Source organism: Filifactor alocis ATCC 35896, from assembly GCF_000163895.2.
Taxonomy (GTDB): Bacteria; Bacillota; Clostridia; order Peptostreptococcales; family Filifactoraceae; genus Filifactor; species Filifactor alocis.
In genome coordinates, this window is the sequence record NC_016630.1 from 230,998 (window position 1) to 252,945 (window position 21,948).

The 21,948-nt window shown below is 34.0% G+C and carries 21 protein-coding genes; 20 read left to right on the forward strand and 1 reads right to left on the reverse strand.

What is annotated here, in order from left to right:
- Nucleotides 1-32: 32 nt before the first annotated feature.
- The 14 genes from prmC to HMPREF0389_RS01045 all read left to right on the forward strand — a co-directional run bounded on the left by prmC (nt 33) and on the right by HMPREF0389_RS01045 (nt 12,698).
- On the forward strand, nt 33-872 hold the full coding sequence (prmC, locus tag HMPREF0389_RS00980) for a peptide chain release factor N(5)-glutamine methyltransferase (protein ID WP_014261873.1): 840 nt from the start codon (nt 33-35) through the stop codon (nt 870-872).
- 29 nt (nt 873-901) lie between these two features.
- Entirely contained in the window at nt 902-1,966 is a 1,065-nt protein-coding gene (gene prfA, locus HMPREF0389_RS00985) for a peptide chain release factor 1 (protein ID WP_014261874.1), read from the forward strand.
- Between the two features lie 36 nt (nt 1,967-2,002).
- On the forward strand, nt 2,003-3,022 hold the full coding sequence (locus HMPREF0389_RS00990; RefSeq protein ID WP_014261875.1) for an L-threonylcarbamoyladenylate synthase: 1,020 nt from the start codon (nt 2,003-2,005) through the stop codon (nt 3,020-3,022).
- A gap of 201 nt (nt 3,023-3,223) precedes the next feature.
- The gene (gene rpiB / locus HMPREF0389_RS00995) at nt 3,224-3,667 is read left to right on the forward strand and encodes a ribose 5-phosphate isomerase B (RefSeq protein WP_014261876.1); all 444 of its coding nucleotides are present in this window, start codon (nt 3,224-3,226) and stop codon (nt 3,665-3,667) included.
- Between the two features lie 22 nt (nt 3,668-3,689).
- On the forward strand, nt 3,690-4,325 hold the full coding sequence (gene upp, locus HMPREF0389_RS01000; RefSeq protein ID WP_014261877.1) for a uracil phosphoribosyltransferase: 636 nt from the start codon (nt 3,690-3,692) through the stop codon (nt 4,323-4,325).
- 149 nt (nt 4,326-4,474) lie between these two features.
- Entirely contained in the window at nt 4,475-4,780 is a 306-nt protein-coding gene (gene rplU, locus HMPREF0389_RS01005; RefSeq protein WP_014261878.1) for a 50S ribosomal protein L21, read from the forward strand.
- A 5-nt stretch (nt 4,781-4,785) separates the two neighbouring features.
- A complete protein-coding gene (locus HMPREF0389_RS01010; RefSeq protein WP_014261879.1) occupies nt 4,786-5,118 on the forward strand; it encodes a ribosomal-processing cysteine protease Prp in 333 nt (110 codons plus the stop codon).
- Complete coding sequence (rpmA, locus tag HMPREF0389_RS01015; protein WP_014261880.1) at nt 5,118-5,396, forward strand: 50S ribosomal protein L27; 279 nt, start codon at nt 5,118-5,120, stop codon at nt 5,394-5,396. The genes HMPREF0389_RS01010 and rpmA overlap by 1 nt, the downstream gene beginning before the upstream one ends.
- 490 nt (nt 5,397-5,886) lie before the next feature.
- Nucleotides 5,887-7,176: a serine hydroxymethyltransferase gene (locus tag HMPREF0389_RS01020; protein WP_049770190.1), complete on the forward strand. Its 1,290-nt coding sequence runs from the start codon at nt 5,887-5,889 to the stop codon at nt 7,174-7,176.
- 18 nt (nt 7,177-7,194) lie between these two features.
- Nucleotides 7,195-8,079, forward strand: coding sequence for a pyridoxamine kinase (locus tag HMPREF0389_RS01025; protein ID WP_014261882.1), 885 nt, complete (start codon nt 7,195-7,197; stop codon nt 8,077-8,079).
- Between the two features lie 558 nt (nt 8,080-8,637).
- Complete coding sequence (locus HMPREF0389_RS01030) at nt 8,638-9,066, forward strand: hypothetical protein (protein WP_014261883.1); 429 nt, start codon at nt 8,638-8,640, stop codon at nt 9,064-9,066.
- 385 nt (nt 9,067-9,451) lie between these two features.
- Nucleotides 9,452-11,122, forward strand: a complete 1,671-nt coding sequence (locus HMPREF0389_RS01035) for a GspE/PulE family protein (RefSeq protein ID WP_014261884.1) — start codon at nt 9,452-9,454, stop codon at nt 11,120-11,122.
- Nucleotides 11,123-11,403: 281 nt separating this feature from the next.
- Complete coding sequence (locus tag HMPREF0389_RS01040; protein WP_041250917.1) at nt 11,404-12,459, forward strand: type IV pilus twitching motility protein PilT; 1,056 nt, start codon at nt 11,404-11,406, stop codon at nt 12,457-12,459.
- Nucleotides 12,460-12,485: 26 nt separating this feature from the next.
- Complete coding sequence (locus tag HMPREF0389_RS01045; RefSeq protein WP_014261886.1) at nt 12,486-12,698, forward strand: hypothetical protein; 213 nt, start codon at nt 12,486-12,488, stop codon at nt 12,696-12,698.
- Here HMPREF0389_RS01045 and HMPREF0389_RS01050 read toward each other — a convergent pair.
- Nucleotides 12,672-13,754, reverse strand: a complete 1,083-nt coding sequence (locus HMPREF0389_RS01050; protein ID WP_049770186.1) for an IS30 family transposase — start codon at nt 13,752-13,754, stop codon at nt 12,672-12,674. The two genes, HMPREF0389_RS01045 and HMPREF0389_RS01050, sit on opposite strands and share 27 nt — an antisense overlap.
- A gap of 50 nt (nt 13,755-13,804) precedes the next feature.
- Here HMPREF0389_RS01050 and HMPREF0389_RS01055 point away from each other — a divergent pair, with 50 nt between their 5' ends.
- The 6 genes from HMPREF0389_RS01055 (at nt 13,805) to pilM (ending at nt 21,944) form a co-directional block, all read left to right on the forward strand.
- Nucleotides 13,805-14,890: a type II secretion system F family protein gene (locus tag HMPREF0389_RS01055; RefSeq protein WP_014261887.1), complete on the forward strand. Its 1,086-nt coding sequence runs from the start codon at nt 13,805-13,807 to the stop codon at nt 14,888-14,890.
- 100 nt (nt 14,891-14,990) lie between these two features.
- On the forward strand, nt 14,991-15,359 hold the full coding sequence (locus tag HMPREF0389_RS01060) for a prepilin-type N-terminal cleavage/methylation domain-containing protein (protein WP_014261888.1): 369 nt from the start codon (nt 14,991-14,993) through the stop codon (nt 15,357-15,359).
- Nucleotides 15,360-15,922: 563 nt separating this feature from the next.
- Entirely contained in the window at nt 15,923-16,612 is a 690-nt protein-coding gene (locus tag HMPREF0389_RS01065; RefSeq protein WP_041250736.1) for a hypothetical protein, read from the forward strand.
- A gap of 13 nt (nt 16,613-16,625) precedes the next feature.
- Nucleotides 16,626-18,539 (forward strand): VWA domain-containing protein, encoded by a 1,914-nt coding sequence (locus HMPREF0389_RS01070; RefSeq protein ID WP_014261890.1) that lies wholly within the window; start codon nt 16,626-16,628, stop codon nt 18,537-18,539.
- A gap of 8 nt (nt 18,540-18,547) precedes the next feature.
- Nucleotides 18,548-20,476 carry a prepilin-type N-terminal cleavage/methylation domain-containing protein gene (locus HMPREF0389_RS01075; RefSeq protein ID WP_014261891.1) on the forward strand — a complete coding sequence of 643 codons (1,929 nt, stop codon included), beginning with the start codon at nt 18,548-18,550 and terminating at the stop codon, nt 20,474-20,476.
- 46 nt (nt 20,477-20,522) lie between these two features.
- The gene (pilM, locus tag HMPREF0389_RS01080; RefSeq protein WP_041250738.1) at nt 20,523-21,944 is read left to right on the forward strand and encodes a pilus assembly protein PilM; all 1,422 of its coding nucleotides are present in this window, start codon (nt 20,523-20,525) and stop codon (nt 21,942-21,944) included.
- Nucleotides 21,945-21,948: the final 4 nt, after the last annotated feature.

Below are 21,948 nucleotides of genomic sequence, written 5' to 3' on the forward strand. Positions count from 1 at the left end.
AGTAAAATCATAAAAAATAGTAAGGAAGTTTAATGAATATTCAAGAATTATTAAAAGAGGGACAACAGTTATTACAAAGTAGTTCATCCAGTGCTTTGTTGGATGCACAATTGTTACTTATGTATGTATTACAAGTGGATAAGTTATATCTAATGATTCATTTGAACGAGGAAGTTCCGCTTGAAAAAATTGGAATATATTATGAACTGTTAGCAGAGAGAAAGCAATCTGTTCCTATTGCGTATCTCATTCATAAGAAACCTTTTTATGGAAGAGACTTTTTTGTTTCACCGGGAGTTTTAATACCAAGACCGGATACGGAAATTTTGATTGAAAAAACCTTAGATGTCATACCTGATAACAAACAAGTATCCGGAATAGAAATAGGTTGTGGAAGCGGAGCAATTTCAATCACTTTACTTTTAGAAAATCGCTTATTAAATATGGTTGCTACTGATATTGAAGCAATTCCTATTGAAATCACATCAAAAAATGCGAATTTAAACAATGTGCAGAACCGACTAAGATTAATCAAAACGGATTTGTTTAATGGGATTCCTTCAAAACAATTTGATTTTATCATATCAAACCCACCATATATTCCGTATGATGATTCAACTAAACTTATGAAAGATGTGATAGACTATGAACCGAAAGTTGCTTTGTTTGCAGAAGAAAACGGAATCTTTTTTTTTCGAAAAATACTGGAAGATGGGAAAAAATTTTTGAAAGAAGATGGTTTTGTTGCATTTGAAATTGGATGTTCTCAAGCGAAACAGATAAGAGAACTATGTTTGAAAGAAGGTTTTCATAAGGTTCTGATTCACCGAGACTTGCATGGATTAGATCGTGTTGTGATAGCGTTTAGATAAAAACTAATCAAAATGGAGGAGAATAACAAATGTTTGACAATTTAAAAGCGTTAGAAGAAAAATATGAAGAGTTAAATAAAATTGTAGCAGATCCAAGTACCATGAATGATATGGATAAATGGAAAGCGTATATGAAAGAAATATCAGATACAGAGCCAATTATTCAAAAGTATAGAGAATTTAAACAGACAAGAGATGATATTGAAGGATCTAAACAAATATTGGAAGAAGAAAAGGATGAGGAATTAAGAGAATTGGCGAAAATGGAATTGTCCGAAAAAGAAGAGCTGATGGAAAAAGTTCAAAATGAACTAAAACTACTTTTAATTCCAAAAGATCCAAATGATGAAAAGAATGTTATTGTTGAAATTCGCGGAGGAGCCGGTGGTGATGAAGCTGCACTGTTTGCAGGAGTTTTATTTAGAATGTATTCCATGTATGCATCGGCGCGTAATTGGAAAGTAGAGATGATGTCTGCGAACGAAACAGGAATTGGCGGATATAAAGAAGTTGTGTTTATGATTACAGGAAAAGGAGCCTATTCTAGATTAAAGTATGAATCCGGAGTGCACAGGGTACAACGTGTGCCTGAAACAGAATCCAGCGGAAGAATTCATACATCCACATCAACGGTTGCTGTTCTGCCTGAGGTAGATGATGTAGAAGTAGAACTTGATATGAACGATGTTAGAGTAGATGTGTTCCGTTCTTCCGGAAACGGTGGACAATCCGTTAATACTACTGACTCTGCAGTTCGTTTAACACATAAACCTACAGGAATTGTAATTTCTATGCAAGATGAAAAATCTCAGTTGAAAAACAAAGAAAAAGCGTTCAAAATTTTGAAGGCAAAGTTATATGATTTAGAGTTAGAAAAAGCACAAAAAGAATTGGCGCAAGAAAGAAAAAGTCAGGTAGGTTCCGGGGACCGTTCTGAAAGAATTAGAACATATAATTATCCTCAAGGACGAGTAACAGACCATCGTATTGGACTCACTTTATATAAATTGGAAAACTTCCTGAATGGAGACATCGATGAGATATTAGATGCATTGATTACCACTGATCAGGCAGAAAAATTGCAATCGATTTAATTGTTGGTAAATTGTGTTTTTTTGAAAGGTAAATTTATGAAGGCAAAATTGTATACAATAAAAGATGTGCATGCAGATGATGATAAAATAAAAAAAGCATCTAATATTATTCAAAATGGAGGACTTGTCATATTCCCTACAGAAACAGTATATGGACTGGGAGCAGATGCATTCAATCCGGTTGCATCAGAAAAAATATATTCCGCAAAGGGTCGTCCTTCAGACAATCCCTTAATTTTACACATATCAGATTTAGATATGTTGAACAAAATCGTAAAAAATGTTCCGGAAAAAGCCAACAAATTGATAAATCAATTTTGGCCCGGGCCACTTACCATTATCTTTGAAAAGAAAGATATTGTTTCTGATAAGATTACAGGAGGTTTAAATACGGTTGCAGTAAGAATGCCTTCAAATCCAATAGCTCTATCGTTTATTCGAAATGCAAACACGCCTATTGCCGCGCCATCCGCAAACATATCAGGAAAACCTTCGATTACTCGATGGGAAGATGCAGTTGAAGAAATGGGAAATCGTGTGGATGCAATCTTGTTGTCAGAGCCCAGCGAGATTGGTTTGGAATCAACAATTATCGATTTAACGCAAGATGTTCCTATGATTTTGAGAGTAGGAAAAATTAGCAAAACAGAGATTGAAAAAGCGATAGGATTTACCGAAATTGACAAAACTATTTTTGGAGAAAAAGATATTCCAAAAGCTCCGGGAATGAAATATAAACACTATAGTCCAAACGCGGAAGTGTTTATTGCTTCTAAAGAGAATTTTGTGGAAAAAGTAAAACAAAAATACAAAGCATCTCCTTCTTGTAATACTGTTATTTTTACAATGAATCAGAACAAATCTTATTTCAAGGATGAAAAAGTGTATCTTTTGGGAGAAACTACATTGCAAGCAGCAAAGTTTTTTTTTCATTTTTTAAGGAAAGCGGATAAAGAGGGTTATGATACGATTATTATGGAAGATATCTCTTTCGATGAAATTGGAGAAGCTGTGATGAATCGTGCTCGTAAGTCAGCCGGTAATAAATATTTATAACAAACTCAGGCTGGATAGTTTGAGTTTTATTTTTCGACATGATAATTTTTTATTTTTTCACATAGTTTCTAATTTTCAAAATAATAGAGGATTGATAAAAAATATTTTAGGAATCCTTGATAAATATATTGTATTCTTAGCTTGATATCGTTAAAATGAATAGAGGGACATATTATAGAAGTCGATTAGAGGAGGAGTGTAATGAGAATTGCTTTAGGTTCAGATCATGGAGGATACCGCTTGAAAGAGGCTATCAAAGAACACCTAACAAAGAAAGGTCACTTCGTTACAGACTATGGAACGGACAGTATAGAATCAGTTGATTATCCTGATTATGCAGAAAAACTTTGTCATGGAATTTTGAATGGAGAAGCTGACAGAGGTATTTTAATTTGTGGAACCGGGATTGGTATTGCAATAGCCGCAAACAAAGTCAAAGGAATTCGTTGTGCTACTGTATCAGATGTTTTTTCTGCAAAAAAATGTGTAGAACATAATAATTGTCAAGTTATGTCGCTTGGAGAAAGAACGATAGGATTCGGCTTAGCATTGGAATTGGCGGAAGCTTTTTTAACAGCAACATTTGAAGGAGACAGACATCAAAGACGAGTAGATAAGATTATGGAAATTGAAAATCAAAAATAATTATTCAAGGAGAGGAAAACTAATGTCTAAAGGAAATGTAATTGTAGTAAATCATCCTATGGTACAACACAAACTAACCATATTGAGAGACAAAAAAACAGGTTCTAAAGAATTTAGAGAGCTCGTAAAAGAAATCGGAATGTTTATGGTCTATGAAACAACACGAGATCTGCCTATGCAAGAGATTGAAATTGACACACCTATTTGCAAAACAAAGTCTAAAGTATTAGCAGGTAAAAAGTTAGGAGTAGTGCCCATTTTAAGAGCTGGATTAGGTATGATGGAAGGTGTTCTACAGTTGATTCCTGCTGCTAAGGTAGGGCATGTCGGATTATATAGAGATCCTAAAACACTAAAACCGGTAGAGTACTATTGTAAATTGCCACAAGATGTGGAAGAAAGAGAGTTGTTGTTAGTAGATCCTATGCTTGCAACGGGAGGCTCAGCAAGTGCAGCTATCGAACTTCTAAAACAAAAAGGCGCAAAATCTATCAAATTAGTTTGTATTGTAGGATGTCCTGAAGGGATAGAGGAAGTACACAAATATCATCCTGAAATTGATATTTATTTAGCATCTATTGACGAAAAACTAAATGATCATGGATACATTGTTCCCGGATTGGGAGATGCAGGGGATCGTATTTTTGGAACAAAATAATAGATTTGTCAATTTGAGTTATGATAAATGCTTGACATTAGTAGTGTATAACTGATATACTTATGTAGTTAATGCCGCATAGCTATGGTTTGATAAATTTGTTTCAGACAAATACCTAAGTTAGCGAGACCGTTATGAGGAGGTGCAGTATGTACGCAGTTGTAGAAACAGGTGGAAAACAATACAGAGTGCAAGAAGGCGATGTAATCCAAGTTGAAAAATTAGCTGTAAACGAAGGTGAAGTAGTTTCTTTGGATGTGATTGCTCTTGGAAAAGATGGAAAAGTTTTCGTTGGAGAAGAACTTGCAAATGTAAAAGTAAATGCAAAAGTAGTTTCTCACGGAAAAGGAAAAAAAGTTATCGTTTTCAAATATAAACCTAAAAAGGATTATAGAAGAAAACAAGGACACAGACAACCATATACGGAATTAGTGATTGAAACTGTTGAAGGTTAGGAAATATGACAAAAATTTCAATCATTGATAACCATGTATCTAAGAAATTACAAATTTCTTTAGAAGGACATTCAGGATATGCAGATGCCGGAGAGGATATTGTTTGTTCGGCAATTTCTGTTTTATCTCAGGCTATTTTCAATGGAATAACAGAAGTTCTTAAGTATGATATTTCATATAAAGTGCAAGACGGTTATTTTTATTTTGAGATTCCTGATAGCATGTTGAAACAAGACAGTCGAGTAAAAGCTTTGCTTGATACATTTGTTTTGAATTTGAAAGATTTGGAAATACAGTATAAAGACTATATTAAGCTATGTATAGAGGAGGTGCACTGATGCTTCGTATCAATCTTCAACTTTTTGCGAGTAAAAAAGGGGTAGGTTCTTCAAAGAACGGTAGAGACTCTGCTGCAAAAAGATTGGGCGTAAAGGCAGGAGATGGACAATTAGTGACAGCGGGATCTATTTTGGTTCGTCAAAGAGGAACTAAGATTCATCCGGGAACTAATGTTGGAATCGGTGGAGATGACACTTTGTTTGCAATGGTGGAAGGACATGTTAAGTTCGAAAGAAAAGACAAAAAGCGCAAACAAGTAAGTATTATTCCAGCGTAAATTAACGATAAAGAACCGAAATGTTTCGGTTCTTTTTTATATTTCATTGAGAAAATTCTTCCTATTTAAAGTGCTATGTTGTATTTGGTAAATGGAAAAAAGATAACCATTAATAGCGTGATAATGTAAAAAAATTGCGCTTATGACTATAAAATCGTGTACTCTTACAAAAAAATTCATTATCAGCGATAAAGAAACTTAGGTGTGGAAAATCATATCATAAAATTTTTGGAGAAGAAAATATCTCAATACAAAAACGGTTGGACATTGAAACAGGGAAAATAAACTTTTTATTCAAAAAATTGAGAATAAAATACTTGTTATTTTTTGATATATGTAATATCATGATAAATATATAATTTAGAATTATCTATCAATAATATTTTTGGTAAATAAACAGTGGTATTCTCTTTTAAAAGCCTGATGTTTGGTATAATAGGAGAGAGGTATTAATTTATAGAAAAGCATCGTAGTGGAAGGGGTAATCAAAATGTACAATTATTATCATTTAATGAAAACAGATTCAGATGTGTACAATATTTTGGAGGGAGAATTACAAAGACAGAAACAAAATTTGGAACTAATTGCTTCTGAAAATATTGTAAGTAAAGCGGTAATGGAAGCAATGGGCAGTTGTTTTACTAATAAATATGCAGAGGGCTATCCATTCAAACGATATTATGGTGGATGTGAATTTATCGATAAATTGGAAGTATTAGCCATTGAAAGAGCAAAAAAAATATTCGGAGCAGAGCATGCCAATGTTCAACCTCATTCAGGTTCGCAAGCAAATATGGGAGTTTACTTTGCTATGTTGGAATATGGAGATAAAGTGTTAGGTATGGATTTATCACAAGGAGGACATCTAACACACGGTTCGCCGGTAAATATTTCCGGAAAATATTTTCAATTCTTTGATTATGGGGTAGAGAAAGACACCGAAAAAATTAACTATGATGTTGTGCTACAGCGTGCAAAGGAAGTACAACCGAAACTGATTGTTGCAGGTGCAAGTGCATATTCCAGAGAATTGGATTTTAAGAAATTTAGAGAAATTGCAGATGAAGTAGGAGCATATCTTATGGTAGATATGGCACATATTGCAGGATTAGTTGCAGCAGGATTACATTCAAATCCTTGTGAATACGCCGACTTTGTGACTACGACAACGCATAAAACATTACGCGGTCCAAGAGGTGGGTTAATTTTGTGTAAAGAAGAATATGCTGCCAAAATAGACAAGGCGATTTTTCCGGGAATACAAGGCGGACCGTTGGAACATATTGTTGCTGCAAAGGCAGTTTGTTTCAAAGAAGCTATGGAACCTGAGTTTAAAAACTATCAAAAACAAATTATTTTGAATGCGAAGGCATTGGCAGGCGCTTTGGAACAAAAAGGTTATCATCTTGTATCCGGAGGAACTGACAACCATTTGATTCTTGTTAGTTTAATTGAAAAAAATATGACCGGGAAAGAAGCAGAAACAAAATTGGATGAGGCAAGAATTACTGTTAACAAAAATTCAATTCCGTTTGATCCTCAAAACTTCTTCAAAACATCCGGAATTCGTATCGGAACAGCCGCGGTAACAACGAGAGGAATGAAAGAGTTGGAAATGGAACAAATTGCAGATGCAATTGATTTGGTATTAACAAAAGATGATATCGTTTCTGCAAAACAAATTGTAGAAGAATTGACAAAAAAATACCCTATTTACGAAGAGCACGACGAAAAAATTCTTCATTGGGGACAAAATATTTGGGATAAAACAAGAAAATAATAGCATTGGAGTTTATAGATGACTATGAATAAATTGATAAAAACAGTAGCGGCAATCCATGATTTGTCGGGAAGCGGTCGTGGTTCTTTGACAACGGTTATTCCGATATTATCTTCTATGGGTGTTAGAGTTTGTCCTATGCCGACGGCTATTTTGTCAGCCACAACCGAATTTGAACATTATAGTTTTTTAGACCTTACTGATTATCTACCGGAATATATTTCCAATTGGGAAAAGAACCATATAACATTTGATTGTATCTATTCAGGATTTTTAGGTTCTTCAAAACAAATTGAAATTGTATCAAACTTCATAGACACTTTCAAAAAAGAAGATACATTGGTAGTGATTGATCCGGTTCTGGGTGACAACGGAACCTTGTACGAAACTATGGATGAACAAATGGTTTGTTTAATGAAAACATTGATAAAACAAGCACATATTATTACTCCTAATTTTACAGAAGCAAGATATTTACTGGGAGAGTCATGTAACCGGAATAGTTCTAACAAAATTTCTTTTTTTGAAATCAAAGAACGACTTACAGAACTGTCTGATATGGGTCCTGAAATTGTTGTTATAACAGGTGTTCCTGATGAAGACGATAGAAAAACGAACACAGTCGCCTATGATAAGAAGACAAATCGTTTTTGGAAAGTTTCCTGTCAATATATTCCTGCTTCTTTTCCCGGCACAGGAGATGCTTATACCAGTGTTATGATTGGAAGCTTGTTGCAAGGAGATAGCTTGCCCATTGCTTTAGAGAGGGGAGTGCAATTTATCACACAGTGTATTCGTACCAGTTATGGATTCCATTATCCTCATATTGAAGGTGTACTGTTAGAGAAAGTCTTACATTTGTTAAATCTTCCTATTATTTCGGAAAATTATGAAGAAATGTAATTCCTTTTATAAGACAGCATAGCGAAAATGTAATAGGACAGATATAATCTGAAAAATATTCTTCTTCAAATGTACTATGTATTCCATCTTCGCTTTACAAAAAAAGAGTATTTTTGAAAAAAATATTTTAGTGAGATTGCCCCTTTGAAAGAATCTAAATCGGCTTTGAAATGATGGTTTTTATATAGAAGATATACTTTCGCTTCGAAACCTTTCAAAATATTAGTTATCGCGATAACTAAAAATAAATATAAGAATTGAATTATATATTATCCCATTTTCATTATTGAAAAACATCAAAATAATAGATGTCGAAAACAAAAGGTAATAAAGTGCTATATCAAAATGCTATATCCATGAAATTATTGCTCATAATAATATATTAAATTATTATAGAAATACTTTGATTAAATAAAAAAATAAATATTTTATTGTAATATTATAAACAATATGTTATATTTGAATTCGTTACCCCATAATTTGATATGATTACAGCATTGAAATCCTTCTTTAAGTTAAGAAAGGATTAGCGTGAAAATATTGGAGGTGTAATGTGACATGTTAATCAGCGGATTCCCGGGAGTGGGAAAGACAAGAGCAAGTCAAATATTTAAGACCATGATCGATTTGGATAGTATGCAGTATACGAACAGAGAGAAATATCCATACTGTTATATTTATGATGCTATTCAGTTGAGTAAAGAGGGATATATTGTTTTGATGTCACAAGAGCTTGAGATTGTCGAATTAATATCATTGTCCGGAGAAGAATATATGATTGTATGTCCTGATATTTCGTTAAAAAATGAGTACATGATACGATATCTCAAAAGAGGTAATGTTAATAATTGGATTGATGCTGTTATGAAAAATTGGGAAACATATCTCAATAAGTTAAAAGAATATCCGAAAGAAAATGTTGTGATTCTGCAATCAGGTCAATATTTGTCGGATGTTATGATGAGCATCAGATGGAATCGTAAGTAAATTGAGATTTTATAAAATGATTTTTCAATCAGAAAATATGTAAATTTTTACATGCTTTCTGTTTAAAGACAAGCTTTTAAGGGAAATATTGGAAATAGTGAGATTTTTGTGGATTGTAACAACAATTATAAATACAAGTTTTTGATACAAATTCTATTTTGTATTGCAAAAATGGAATTTATTTGGTATAGTGGTGTGGTTAAAAATTACATAAAGGAAAGTATATATAATAATTTTTGGTATTAATTTCAGTTTCAAACATTAGTCAGAGTAAGAATTTTAGGTTTTAGATACAATTAGAAAATTTAGATGAAACAAAAATAAACTACATTATAAGAGATTCGAATAAGAGACTCGAGCAAGTGTCAAAAGGAATGAGGGTATTATGAAAGTAGGAAATATTTTAGTAAAGAAAGGCATTTTGAAACAAGAAGATATAGATTATGCAAAAGAGGTTGCTGTCGATAGAGGTATCAGTTTCAAAAATGCTCTATTGCAGGAAAATATGATAGATGAGTCACAATATCTTTCTGCTCAAGCGGAAGAGTACGGTGTAGAGTTTGTAGATTTAAGTACTTATGCTATTAATAATGCAGCTTGTAGATATCTTTCCGAAAAAATGGTACGGAAACATCATTTGATACCGATAGATATTAATTTGTCAAACAAATCTTTAATTGTAGCAATGGAAAATCCGTTCGATATTTTGGCGATTGATGATGCAAAAATTTCTTCAGGCATGAATATTGAAGTGATGCTTGCTTCAAAGAAAGAAATTATGAACGCCATCAAAAATAATTATACATCTTCCGAAGATGTTGAAAAAGCGATTGCTGAATACAACGAATCTGATGTTAGTGTAGATGTATTTCAAGAGTTTGAGTCTGCCGATGTAAGCAATGCGCCCGTTGTTCGTTTGGTAAAGTCAATTATATCCGATGCTGTTAAGAGTGGAACAAGCGATATCCATATTGAACCTTTTGAGGATAGAGTTAGAGTACGAAATCGTATTGACGGAGATTTGAAAGAAGTGCTCACCTTAGAAAAAAGCGTATCCTCTGCCATGATTACTCGGATTAAAATTATCGGAAGAATGGACATCTCTGAAAAGAGAATCCCACAAGATGGTCGTGTAGAAACCGTTGTTGATGACAGACCGGTAGATATGCGTATCTCTATCCTGCCTACTGTATATGGCGAAAAAGCCGTTATTCGTCTTTTGGATAGAGGAGGTTTAGTTGTCGGGAAAGAGCAGTTGGGATTTACTCCGAAAAATTTGGAGTTATTTGAAAAAATCATCAAGGCTCCCGAAGGGATGATTCTGCTGACAGGACCGACCGGAAGCGGTAAGACAACAACGTTATATGCAGTTCTGAAAGAATTGAACAATATCAAGAAAAATATTATCACATTGGAAGATCCGGTAGAATATCGACTGGACGGGGTAAATCAAGTTCAAATGAATGCAAAAGCAGGAATGACTTTTGCAAGCGGGCTCCGTTCCGTTCTTCGTCAAGACCCTGACGTTGTTATGCTTGGAGAGATTCGTGACGAAGAAACAGCACAAATTGCAGTTCGTGCAGCTATCACGGGTCACGTAGTATTATCCACATTGCACACCAACGATACTGTAAGTACAATTTCCCGTTTGGTTGATATGGGTATTGAATCTTATATGGTAACTTCTGCAGTTGTAGGAGTTGTTGCGCAACGTTTAATTAAGAAAATATGTCCGAAATGTAAAGAGTATTATATCCCGAGTATGGAAGAAATGATATTGCTCGGAATGGAAAAACCGGATTATCTTTGTAGAGGAAAGGGATGTAACTTCTGTGGTGGAACCGGATATTCGGGAAGAACGGCAATTCACGAAATATTAGTAATAGACAAAGAAGTTCGTACCATGGTTAACCGTGGTGAAGAAGCGGACAAAATTAAGAATGCCGCAAGAGCAAAAGGAATGATGACCTTGAGTGAGTCCGCAAAACAATTGGTAATTTCCGGAGCGACTACTGTAGAACAAATGATAAGAGTAGCGTATAGTGTGGATGAATAACAACCGATATGATAAGCAGTATCGAAAAATAAGGGTAATATTAACGTGATATTTATAAAAAAGAATTGTTTTTATAGAAAAAACAGATAATTAACAAATATATTTAAATTAAAAAAGTGGCTATTTGATTCGCTCAATTGATTAGAGATAACATCGTAACCAAGGTACAACTCATATAAACGAATAAACAAATGATGTTGCAAGGTCATAACTATATCCGGACAGATATATGAAGAACAATCAAAAGTTACATCACAATTCGAAAGGAAAGCATAGATATGATGACATTGGAACCTATTATCAGAGAAAGTATCCGAACAGGCGCTTCAGATATCCATCTTTCGGTCGGAATTCCTCCTGTTTTAAGGATTCACGGGAAGTTGGAAAAGGTAGGAAATTACAGTCTGACAGCAGAAGATACCGAAAGTTTGGCAAACGAACTTCTCAATGAAGAAGAAATGGAATTTTTTGAAGAAGAAGGTGAAATTGACGTTGCCTACACTTTTTTGGAAGTTTGTCGTTATCGGGTAAATGTTTACAGGGAACAGGGAAATTTCTGTATTGCACTTCGTACTATCACTTCTGCTATTCCTAAGATGGAGGATTTGAAACTTCCACCTGTGTTTAAGGAATTTTGCAAAAAGAAAAGAGGATTAATTTTGGTAACAGGACCGACCGGAAGCGGAAAATCGACCACTTTAGCATCCATGGTTGGATATATCAACCAAATTCGAAAAGAACATATTATCTTGATTGAAGATCCGATTGAGTATGTTCATACTCATGGAAACAGTGTCATCAATCAAAGAGAGCTCGGACGAGATACCAAGAGCTTCGCCAACGCACTTCGTGCATCACTTCGGGAAGATCCGGATGTTATTCTGGTAGGGGAAATGCGTGACTTAGAGACGATTTCGACAGCGATTACCGCTGCCGAAACAGGTCACTTGGTAATGTCCACCTTGCATACCATTGGAGCAGCGAAAACTATCGACCGTATTATTGATATTTTCCCGCCACACCAACAGTTGCAAGTTCGTTCACAATTGTCTTCTGTGCTTGAAGCCGTTATCTCACAACAATTGCTGCCAATTGCAAACAACAGAGGTCGAGTGGTAGGGTTGGAAATTATGTCTTCCACTCCGGCGCTACGCAATTTGATTCGTGAAGGAAAAACACATCAAATTCAAAATGTTATCCAAACAAATTACGGAATCGGTATGAGAACGATGGATGGTTCGTTAGTAGATTTGTTCAGAAAAGGAATTATCACAAAAGAAACACTTTTTGAATATGCAGTAGACAAAGAGTCCGTCAAAGGCTTATTGTCAAAATAAAATGATAGAATAAAGAAGGTGAAATGATGGATAAAACATTCAATTACCGTGCTGTAGATTCTGCAGGAATAGTGGTAGAAGATGTAGCGAATGCAGAAAATGAAGATGCGGTTTTGTTGATGCTTCGCGGGAAAGGATATACTCCTATCAGCATTGATGAAAAGTTACAAAGTAAAGAAATTTCTTTCGGTAATAGCGGAAAGTTAAATTTCTTAAATTGCAATATCAAATTGAACTAATTCCTCATTATCATCTAAAAGTCCTAAGTTATTTAGTTCTTCTATAAAAACTTCTATAGGAGTGCGGTAATTTAGGATTTTTCTTGGCAAATTGTTCATCCAATTCATTATCTTTATATAGTGTTCTTCTTCATAATCATTTAATGATTTTCCTTTCGGTAGAAATCTTCTGATTAGGCTATTGTGCTTTTCATTTGTTCCTCTTTCCTGGGGATTATTGGGATGACAGTAATAGATGTTTCCTATATATGTTTTTTCAAGTTCACATAATTTCGCAAACTCTAAGCCGTTATCACTTGTTATGCTTCTAAATATTTTTTGTGGTTCCTTCAATCTGTTCAATGTGTTCTTTAATGTTTCATTTACTATGGATGCTTTTCTTCTGTTTAATTTTAAGATTAGTTCCATTCGACTTTTTCTTTCTGTTATGGTTATTAATGATGCTTCTTCTTTGTTTTTCTTTGGTATTACTGTATCTATTTCCCAATTTCCAAATGTTTTTCTTGTTTCTATTTCTTGCGGTCTTTCTTCTATACTTTTTCCAAGTTTTCTTTTGTTTTCTTTTACTCGTTTTTTAGCCGGTTTTCTTTTCACTCTTAAGGGCAAATCAATAGATTTTATTCCTATTAGACCTATATCTACATAATTGTATAATGTCTTGGTGCAGACTCTTTGACCTTCATATAGCTTATTTAACTTTGCATATCCACAAATTGCATCTAACGACCATTTTTCTTCATTAAACTTTTGCTTTACAAAGTCTAAATATTTGCTACATTTCAAGGCTTTAAATTTCTTTTTGCAATTTTTTCGATTCTTCTCATATACTAACTTACCTGTATCCGGATAATATACTTGTACATCATGTATTCCTTTTATTTGAGTTACTGTACCTCTTTTTAACTCATTTCTTATGGTGTTGGATGCTCTACGAAGTTCTTTTGCTATTTTGTATGCTGAATATCCTTTATTATGCAGAAGTTGAATTTGTCCTCTTTCGAAATCGTTTAAATGTTTATTTTTTCTTGAATTTGCTGTAGTATTATTATATTCCATAGTCATCACCTTTGGTTTTTTTGTTTTGTGGTGATTCAATTATACCAAACGTGATTTTCTATGGAATTTTTTTAGTTCATTTTCATTTTACAATTAACCGAAAGTTAAATTTGAAAGATGTTATTTCATTTTGTCGACAGGAGTCAATTATGTTGAAATCAGGAATGGATTTAAATCGTTCTTTGGATGTACTGGCAAAACAATCTAAAAGCAAAAAATTAAAAAAGAATCTTTTTCATCTTTCGGATTCTGTAAAAAAAGGAACGGAGCTTTCAAAATCTATGGAAAACCAGGGCAATGCCTTTCCATACCTTCTAAAAAGAACTGTTCAAGCCGGAGAAATGTCAGGGCAGATGGCAGAAATTATTGAAAAAATGGCAGTCCATTACGAAAAAGATATGAAACTTCGTCGCAAAATCAGAGGAGCAATGATGTATCCTATCATCTTAGCATTTATCGTTGTAGCGGCGGTAGCTATCCTGTTAACACAGGTAATGCCGAATTTTGTTAAGATGTTTGAAGGTGCAGATATGGAATTACCTGCATTGACGAGATTTGTAATGAATTTAAGTGATTTGTTGGTGCACAATTGGATTTGGATTCTTCTCGTTCTGTTTGCAATTGTCTTTTTGATTAGGGTCGCACTGAAACAAAAAGAAATTCGTATTTCATGGGACAAAATCAAATTGAAACTTCCGCTTATCGGTCCGAATGTCAGTAAAATTGCAACCGCAAGATTTACCCGTACATTGTCCACGATGCTTTATAGCGGGATTCCGATGATACAAGCGCTAAGAGCTGCTGGAGAAACAACGGGTAACAAATTCGTAGAATCCAAAATTGAAGAGACGGTAGAAGGAATTGAAAAAGGGATGGGAATGACCGCGCAGCTTGCAGCTACGAATATCTTTCCACCTATGATGCTCTCTATGATAGGAATCGGAGAAGAATCGGGGAGATTGGATGAAATGCTGGAAAAGACAGCAGAATACTATGATGAGGAGATGGAAGCGGCATTAGAAGCTCTCGTTACCATGTTAGAACCTTTGTTAATTGTAATTATGGGAGTAGTAATCGGTACAATTGTTATTGCGATGTATCTTCCGATGTTTGATGTTATTAATACAATACAATAAAATAGTATAAAAACAAGCAACATGCTTATTTTTATAAATGGAACTGTAGTAACCCAATCTTATTACAGCTCGAAATAATGAAAATAAAAAGGAGAAAATTATGAAACTAAACAAAAAAAGAAAAGGATTTACTCTTGTAGAGTTAATCGTAGTAGTTGTTATTTTAGGAATCTTAATGGGTCTTGGAGCAGTTAGATATGCTGATACCAGAAAAAGTGCAAATACAAGTGTATTGCAAACAAACTACAAAACCTGCATATCTGTTATTAACCTGGAAATGGCAAAAAAACAAGGAGTACTACCAAGCAAGGATGATGGAATGAAAGCTATTAGAGCTGCCGGTATTGTAGATGGGCAACCTGTAGGGTCAAAGTATGTGTATGACGGTAAGAAACTTACGGTAACCACTACTTCTCCAAATGAATACTCAAGTCCTTTGCCAACGTTAGAATACGATTTTACTAATTAAGAAAAAGGATTGTGGATATTGTCTTAATTTATATGAGATAACATAATTTTGAGCTTAGATAAAAAATATTCAAGAGTGTATAAAGTGGGTTATGGATTGGGATAACTCACTTTTTATACTACTTGTGAAATTTGATAAATTTTAGAAATAAATTAATTATATTAAAATTTAACAAAAAAAACGGATAGAGACTCTGTATATTATTTTGAAAAATTCACATATTAAATTATAATTTTAAGTGTAATTTATGAAATATAATATATAATTTGTTAATTGTTCTATTAGATATTTGGTATTAATTTGTAAAATATTTATTCCGCAGTCAAAGATAAAAAAGAATATACAAATTTATTTGTTTATCATAATAAAAGCATAGTAGCGAGTGTAGAATCTGAAAGTTATAGTGAAACGTTACAAGTGCTGGAATATTAAAAAGATTATATCTATATGTTTATCAATAGATATGGTAACTATATACATATAATTTTAGAGAATACTATCATTATATTGTTATGAAAATATATTATAAAAAATATTATATGAAGTGTAAGGAAGTGATTGTATTGAAAATGGCAGAAAAATTCAACATTGCATTTATTGAGAAAACACAATATTTTGGAATGTGGACAGCTATACAAAAAGAAAGGAACAGTCTACTTGGCAGCATAGAACAAGGGATGAAAAAATTAAGAGCGGAACATTGTATGAATAGAAAAAAGCATAGTGGTGTGCTGTATGTATATGTTTTGGTAGTTATGTTGATGGTTGTTACATTGTCATTGATTACAGCAAGTTTGTTTGATGCAAACTTGGCCGGTGCTGCTTCTCAAAGAGACGATTTGCAACTTTATTACTATTCCAAGGCGGGTGCAGATTGGGCAGTTGATTTGATTAATACAAATAAAGAGGGATTAGATATTACCGGCGGTTCAGGGAGGAGTCTTTTGGAAGAGATTAAGACTATGTCTTATTCCGTCGGAGGTTCTACTCCTGTATGGACAGGTGCAAGTGATTTGGTGGTAGGTGGAGAAAAAGTAGGTCACTTTGAAGTGGAAGTTGACAAGGTAAAACGAAAGGTAAATAAAAATAATGAACTTGATCCTTCCGGAACAATAGAAAGAGAATATGCAAGAGTCATTTCAACCGGAAGTTATGCAGTTGGAACTAAAGTATCAAAGGAAACTTATACGATGACGGTATTGGTGCCGCTTGAAGCACCAACGGAAATTTTATACTTAGTCGGAAGAAAATAGAGGAGGAGCAGAAATGAAGCAAAAAGGTCTTACGCTTACGGAGCTGATTATTGCGTTAACCTTAGGAGTTTTGGTTATGGGAATTGGAGTACAGTTGCTTTTTGGTGCCACAAACAATTCGGTTTTTGCAACAAAAGAAAAGCAGTTGCAAGACGCTAACCGCATATTTTTGAGCTATACGGATAACGCAATAAAATATTCTACTGCAACCTTTACAGTAGCAGATAGTACATTTAATGCACCGAACAATGAGAAATTAACTCCTGATTGGAATTATATCGGATTGAAAAAGAATATTAAGGTTCCGGGTAAAATGACTCAGAGTGGGAAGGATTTAGATGTAAAAACAGCGTTGGTAGCAATCGACTACAAAGGGAAGAGCAAACCGGATGAAAGTAAATTGAAAGAAGAGGAAACTCTTATTACAATATCAGATGGCGGCTCGGAACATTATTTTGTGCAGAAAATCATTGCATTTTCCGATTTATCGAACGGAAAGGAGTTTTTGTATGATTTGAGGTTTTTCAAACCTACAATAAAAGAAGGCGGGGGATCACGAGAAAATAATAGTTTAAATTATGAGATGAAGTTAACCTTAAGCGACGGAACATCTCAAACAATTGATTACGGAACTATTGAATCCAAACTTAGTTCGTTAAATGCATTGCAAGTTGTTGACCGTGGTTCACCGAGTGATCCGGCCACTGCAATTGCTTATCGTACAGATAATGTATATCTCAAAAAAGAAGGCGCACACGGAGTAATCTCCTTGGTGTTGGATAACTCGGGAAGTATGCATACGAGAGACTTAAAGGATTCCCATGGCAATAAAGAGAGTAGGATTAATATTTTAAAAGTAGAGACTGGAAAATTGTTAAAGCTTTTAAGTACAAATAAGGCTGCTGACGTTGAACTTGTTCCTTTTGATAACAACGTGTTGGTAAGATCAGATAGAAAAGGAGGATATATTAAACCTACATTTTATTCCGCTAGTAAAGAATATCGCGAAAAAATTATTGGTTCGAATGTATATGAAGGAAAGCTGAAAGAATCGATGGATAGCTTGGGAGCTTACAGCGGCACCAATACAGGAGAAGGTTTAAGATATGCTTTTTATAGTATAGATGAAAAAAACAATGATTTATTGAGAGAACGACCTGAAGAACATTTTCGGGATTATTTGATTATTTTAGTAGATGGAGAATCAAATGCTGCAACAATTATTCCTACTTTAGAAGGAAATTATATCAGTAAAAACAAAAGTGATTTTTCTAAAAAAAAGAATACCAATCCTATTTATAGAGATAAAAATTATGACATGGATGCATTTCAAAAGCGTCAATTTAAACATTTTACAAATGTGACATATGAACATAGATTAGACAATTCATTTAATTTTAAGGAGCCAGAATTAAGAAAATATTATCAAGAAGGAAATGCTTGCGAGGTGAAAATTATTAAGCCTACAAATACAATCTATGATTCTGTAACGCAGGAACTTTCTTTGGATTATGAACATATTGTGACACAACAAAACGGCAAAGAAGAAAGCATACAAGAGGCTTATGCAAGTCAAAAAGGAAGCGGTGCATGGCTACACAATAATTGGTCTGCAGCTACAGGTAACACATATGTATCAAAAGTCGGGAAATTATATAATACTCCAGATAATTATTTGAAAAACTCTTCTCCGCAAAGTAGAAAAGCAATCAAAGATATGGTAACAAAAAAAAGAGTGTATATAATTGCTTTTTCAAGAAGTGTTTCTACTTCTGGGTTAAATGCGATTGCCGATGAGTTTTCTATCAAAGGAGATAGCAAGCGAGTATTTAGAGCAAATTCAGGTGAAGATTTATCCAAAATTTTTCAAGAGATTGGAGAATCAATCAATAACGATTTATGGATGGTCAATGGACCGAAATGGTAGGTGAGTATATGAAGAAAAACAAAGGGATGACAATTGTCGAGGTAATAATCAGTCTTGTGATTCTTGTAATTATTTCGTCAATGGTGCTTTCTGTTTCAAAGAGTTATCTTGTACAATTTAGCACAGTGAGACGGGATATTACTGCAGAAGGCTTTGGGCGTCGTGGAAATACAGAAAAAACAATAGAAGAGATTGAAAATCTGATAGCTGTCAGAAATGAAATATCTGATATTGTTTCATCGTCAGAACAACAAATAAAGTATATTGACTTAGAATTAAAAAAACCTTCTTTATCCGCAGCTGACAAGGATAAGCTTAATGATGAAAAATCACATTTAGTAGCGTTAATGGGACAAAAGAAAAAAGAAGAGCAGAATGCAAAAAAGAACTTAGAACCTTATCTGGACAAAAAGAATTCTTGGACCTACGTTAAACTGAAATTGGATTCTACAGAAATATCTAAAAAAGAAGATCCAAATGTTGATTTTGTTTATATTACATCTCCGAATACAATTACAAAGCACTCTATAACTGGTTGGGTATTTGGAACTACCTCTAGTCAAAAAATTCCTATTCTATCAGATATTGTTCGATATCTTCACTCTGACACAACGGCAAATCGAGAGCAACAGGTTGCGGATAACGTAACAGGGCAAACGTTATATGCAAAGTCAGAGTATGTACCCGGTTTTGAGAATCGAGATAACCTTGAACAGGTTGCTTGGTATCAGAGTCGACCGGGATATCATATTTTTCCATTGGATTTGAACAAATTGTCTTTGAACGATAGCGAAAAAGAAAAATTGCAAAAATTATTGGAGGGCAATGAGTTTTATCCGGTATTTCCAACAGATTATAACTATATTTCTAAGAAAGGTGTGTCAGGTCCGGGATATACAGACAAAAAAATACAAATTGCTAATACTATGGAGAACGGTTTTGTCGTATGTGGAATTCGTCCATATACCAAGCAAGGTATACTTGGTCGTTTAGTAGGCAGTACACCGATTTATATTTCGAAGTTGCCTTTTGGTAAAGATGACTATTTGTTTAGAGAAGATATCTCAATCATTAATCCGAATAAATTACTTAAAAAATACCCTCCTGATACGGCGAGCAATATTAAAGTAAAGGAATTGTATGCTTGGAACAATGAGGAAGCTTCTTCTACACAAGGGCAATTCAGTGTTCCGTTAGGGAAAGAAGGGGTACCGTATTTGCTTCAACCGGAACAGACGGGGATTATCAAAGAAAACGGAACAGAATTTGAAACAAAGTCAAGATATCTTTCTTTTGCAGGAGACACGGTCGGTGTCGTGTCACCTTTACGCGAAAAACAATTTAATTTTTTTGTAGTGTTTGGTAGAGGCTCTACTGTCAATCAGGAAGGAAATATCATCAGTATTCCGTTCTTGCGAGACAATGTTAAAGCAACTGAAATAACAGCTACAGGAAGTGGCAACGAGGTGCGAATAGATAAGGTAACGGTATTAGCAAAAATAGGATTTGATAAAATACAGTTGATTCAGCCGGAACAAGTTCTTGTGTCAAAAACCGGAAAACAATGTAAGGTAGAAGAAGAGATGCTTGCTACAAAGGATATTTCTAATGATATGAAGAAGGTTGAGTTTGGTAAAAAAGCCGGCATTTTTATGGTTGATAAGAAAAAAAATAATCTGAGTGTTGAATTGAACGGAGAGAATCTTGGAAATTTCAATGTATCGAAATGGAATCTGTATGATAATATGAATTCTTCGGTTTATTTTGGTAGTTTAGCTCAAATAGATGATGTTAAATTGTCAACGGAAGCAGCGGAAAAAAATGAATATAAGTCTGCCGAAGTCCATGTTTATGAGATGGTAGCAACAAAACCGAAAACATCCGGCGGTATAAAAGATCAGACAGATGCGTTGAAGGACAAATATGGAATTGAGTAAGTAATAAAGAGTATGAAAATAAAAATGATATTATGGAGGAATTTTGATGTTCGGAAAATCAAAAAGCATGAAAAAAAATAAAGAAACCGGTCCTCTTGAACAAGAACAAAAAAATAATCGTTCACAAGAGAAGAAGAAGCCGTTTTCTAAAAACAAAGCGAGCAAAAAGACAAAAAATAGTAAAATCAAAAACAGAACTGTTCTTTCTTTAGATTTTGGAAGTCACGAAATAAAAGGTGTCTACGGAAAAGTAGAAAACAACAAAGTGCTGGTAAATTCCATATTTAAGGGAAGTGTAGAGAACAGTTGGTATCGGGATGGCAGAGTTGAAAATATGGATGCTGCCAAGAATAATATGATTGATATCCTAAAAAAGAATAAAATAAAAAATACAGATGCTGTTTGTACGGTAGAAAGTACAGATATTATTAAGCGTGAGATTACAATCCCTAAAGTAGAAGAAAAAGATATTTTACCTCTTATCAATTATGAAATTGGTCAATATCTTCCTATTGACATTGATTCTTATGTCATACAATACAAAGTGTTGAGCGAGTTTGTTGAAAATGATTTGAATAAGTTGCAAGTGTTGGTAACTGCAATGCCAAAACCGATTGTAGAAAATTTGTTACAGCTTGTTCAAAGTTGTCAGTTAACGCCGTATGTATTAGATGTACACTTTAATTCGTTGGAAAAATTAATCCAAATGGAGATTGCTTCCGGAACAGACGGACGAAATAATTGGGATAAAAATGTAGCGTTGGTAGATTTCGGAGTACAAAAAACTAATATTACACTATTTAGCAACGGGAAATATGCTTTCAACTCTATTATTGATTACGGAGAAAAAGATTTGTATGATATTGTGAAAAGCAAATGTAATGAACCGAATCGTTTGTCTTTAGATGAAATTCACCATATCATGGATGGGATGTTTGTTTCTTTTGAACCTGAAAAAACAGAGAACATAGGAGAATCTGATGTTGAAGCAGGTCATGAAAACCTATCTCAAGAATATCCTTACTTAAATACGGAAACACCGGTTGCTCCATACGGAAATTCGGAACAAGGGATAAACAACTTTGAAATGACAAGTCAAAATACATTAACGAACGAAGTTGATAAAATTGTTCAAGAAACAGGAATTGAATCGTTAAGACAGACCTATATGAATTTCAGCAACGTGGCAGATTTGAACCAAAGTATGGTAAGAAGCATTTCACAACTTGCAGATGAAATTAATAAGACCATTCGTTATTTTGCAATGAAAAAGGTGCAGAATCAAGTGGATAAAATCTATTTGTATGGCGGAAGTTCTAAGATTAAAGGTTTGGAAGCTTTTTTGGAAAATTATTGTGATATTTCTGCAGAGAATGTACCGAGATTGTATTGTGTACAATTAAATAAAAATAGCGATTTTGATGTTTCTCAATATTTGAATGCACTTGGTGCGATTATTCGATTATAGGAGG

Bases quoted from the DNA above. Each gene is read 5' to 3' on its own strand.
- prmC (WP_014261873.1), top strand. From the start codon at position 33: ATGAATATTCAAGAATTATTAAAAGAGGGACAACAGTTATTACAAAGT.
- prfA (WP_014261874.1), top strand. From the start codon at position 902: ATGTTTGACAATTTAAAAGCGTTAGAAGAAAAATATGAAGAGTTAAAT.
- HMPREF0389_RS00990 (WP_014261875.1), top strand. From the start codon at position 2,003: ATGAAGGCAAAATTGTATACAATAAAAGATGTGCATGCAGATGATGAT.
- rpiB (WP_014261876.1), top strand. From the start codon at position 3,224: ATGAGAATTGCTTTAGGTTCAGATCATGGAGGATACCGCTTGAAAGAG.
- upp (WP_014261877.1), top strand. From the start codon at position 3,690: ATGTCTAAAGGAAATGTAATTGTAGTAAATCATCCTATGGTACAACAC.
- rplU (WP_014261878.1), top strand. From the start codon at position 4,475: ATGTACGCAGTTGTAGAAACAGGTGGAAAACAATACAGAGTGCAAGAA.
- HMPREF0389_RS01010 (WP_014261879.1), top strand. From the start codon at position 4,786: ATGACAAAAATTTCAATCATTGATAACCATGTATCTAAGAAATTACAA.
- rpmA (WP_014261880.1), top strand. From the start codon at position 5,118: ATGCTTCGTATCAATCTTCAACTTTTTGCGAGTAAAAAAGGGGTAGGT.
- HMPREF0389_RS01020 (WP_049770190.1), top strand. From the start codon at position 5,887: ATGTACAATTATTATCATTTAATGAAAACAGATTCAGATGTGTACAAT.
- HMPREF0389_RS01025 (WP_014261882.1), top strand. From the start codon at position 7,195: ATGACTATGAATAAATTGATAAAAACAGTAGCGGCAATCCATGATTTG.
- HMPREF0389_RS01030 (WP_014261883.1), top strand. From the start codon at position 8,638: ATGTTAATCAGCGGATTCCCGGGAGTGGGAAAGACAAGAGCAAGTCAA.
- HMPREF0389_RS01035 (WP_014261884.1), top strand. From the start codon at position 9,452: ATGAAAGTAGGAAATATTTTAGTAAAGAAAGGCATTTTGAAACAAGAA.
- HMPREF0389_RS01040 (WP_041250917.1), top strand. From the start codon at position 11,404: ATGACATTGGAACCTATTATCAGAGAAAGTATCCGAACAGGCGCTTCA.
- HMPREF0389_RS01045 (WP_014261886.1), top strand. From the start codon at position 12,486: ATGGATAAAACATTCAATTACCGTGCTGTAGATTCTGCAGGAATAGTG.
- HMPREF0389_RS01050 (WP_049770186.1), bottom strand. From the start codon at position 13,754: ATGGAATATAATAATACTACAGCAAATTCAAGAAAAAATAAACATTTA.
- HMPREF0389_RS01060 (WP_014261888.1), top strand. From the start codon at position 14,991: ATGAAACTAAACAAAAAAAGAAAAGGATTTACTCTTGTAGAGTTAATC.
- HMPREF0389_RS01070 (WP_014261890.1), top strand. From the start codon at position 16,626: ATGAAGCAAAAAGGTCTTACGCTTACGGAGCTGATTATTGCGTTAACC.
- HMPREF0389_RS01075 (WP_014261891.1), top strand. From the start codon at position 18,548: ATGAAGAAAAACAAAGGGATGACAATTGTCGAGGTAATAATCAGTCTT.
- pilM (WP_041250738.1), top strand. From the start codon at position 20,523: ATGTTCGGAAAATCAAAAAGCATGAAAAAAAATAAAGAAACCGGTCCT.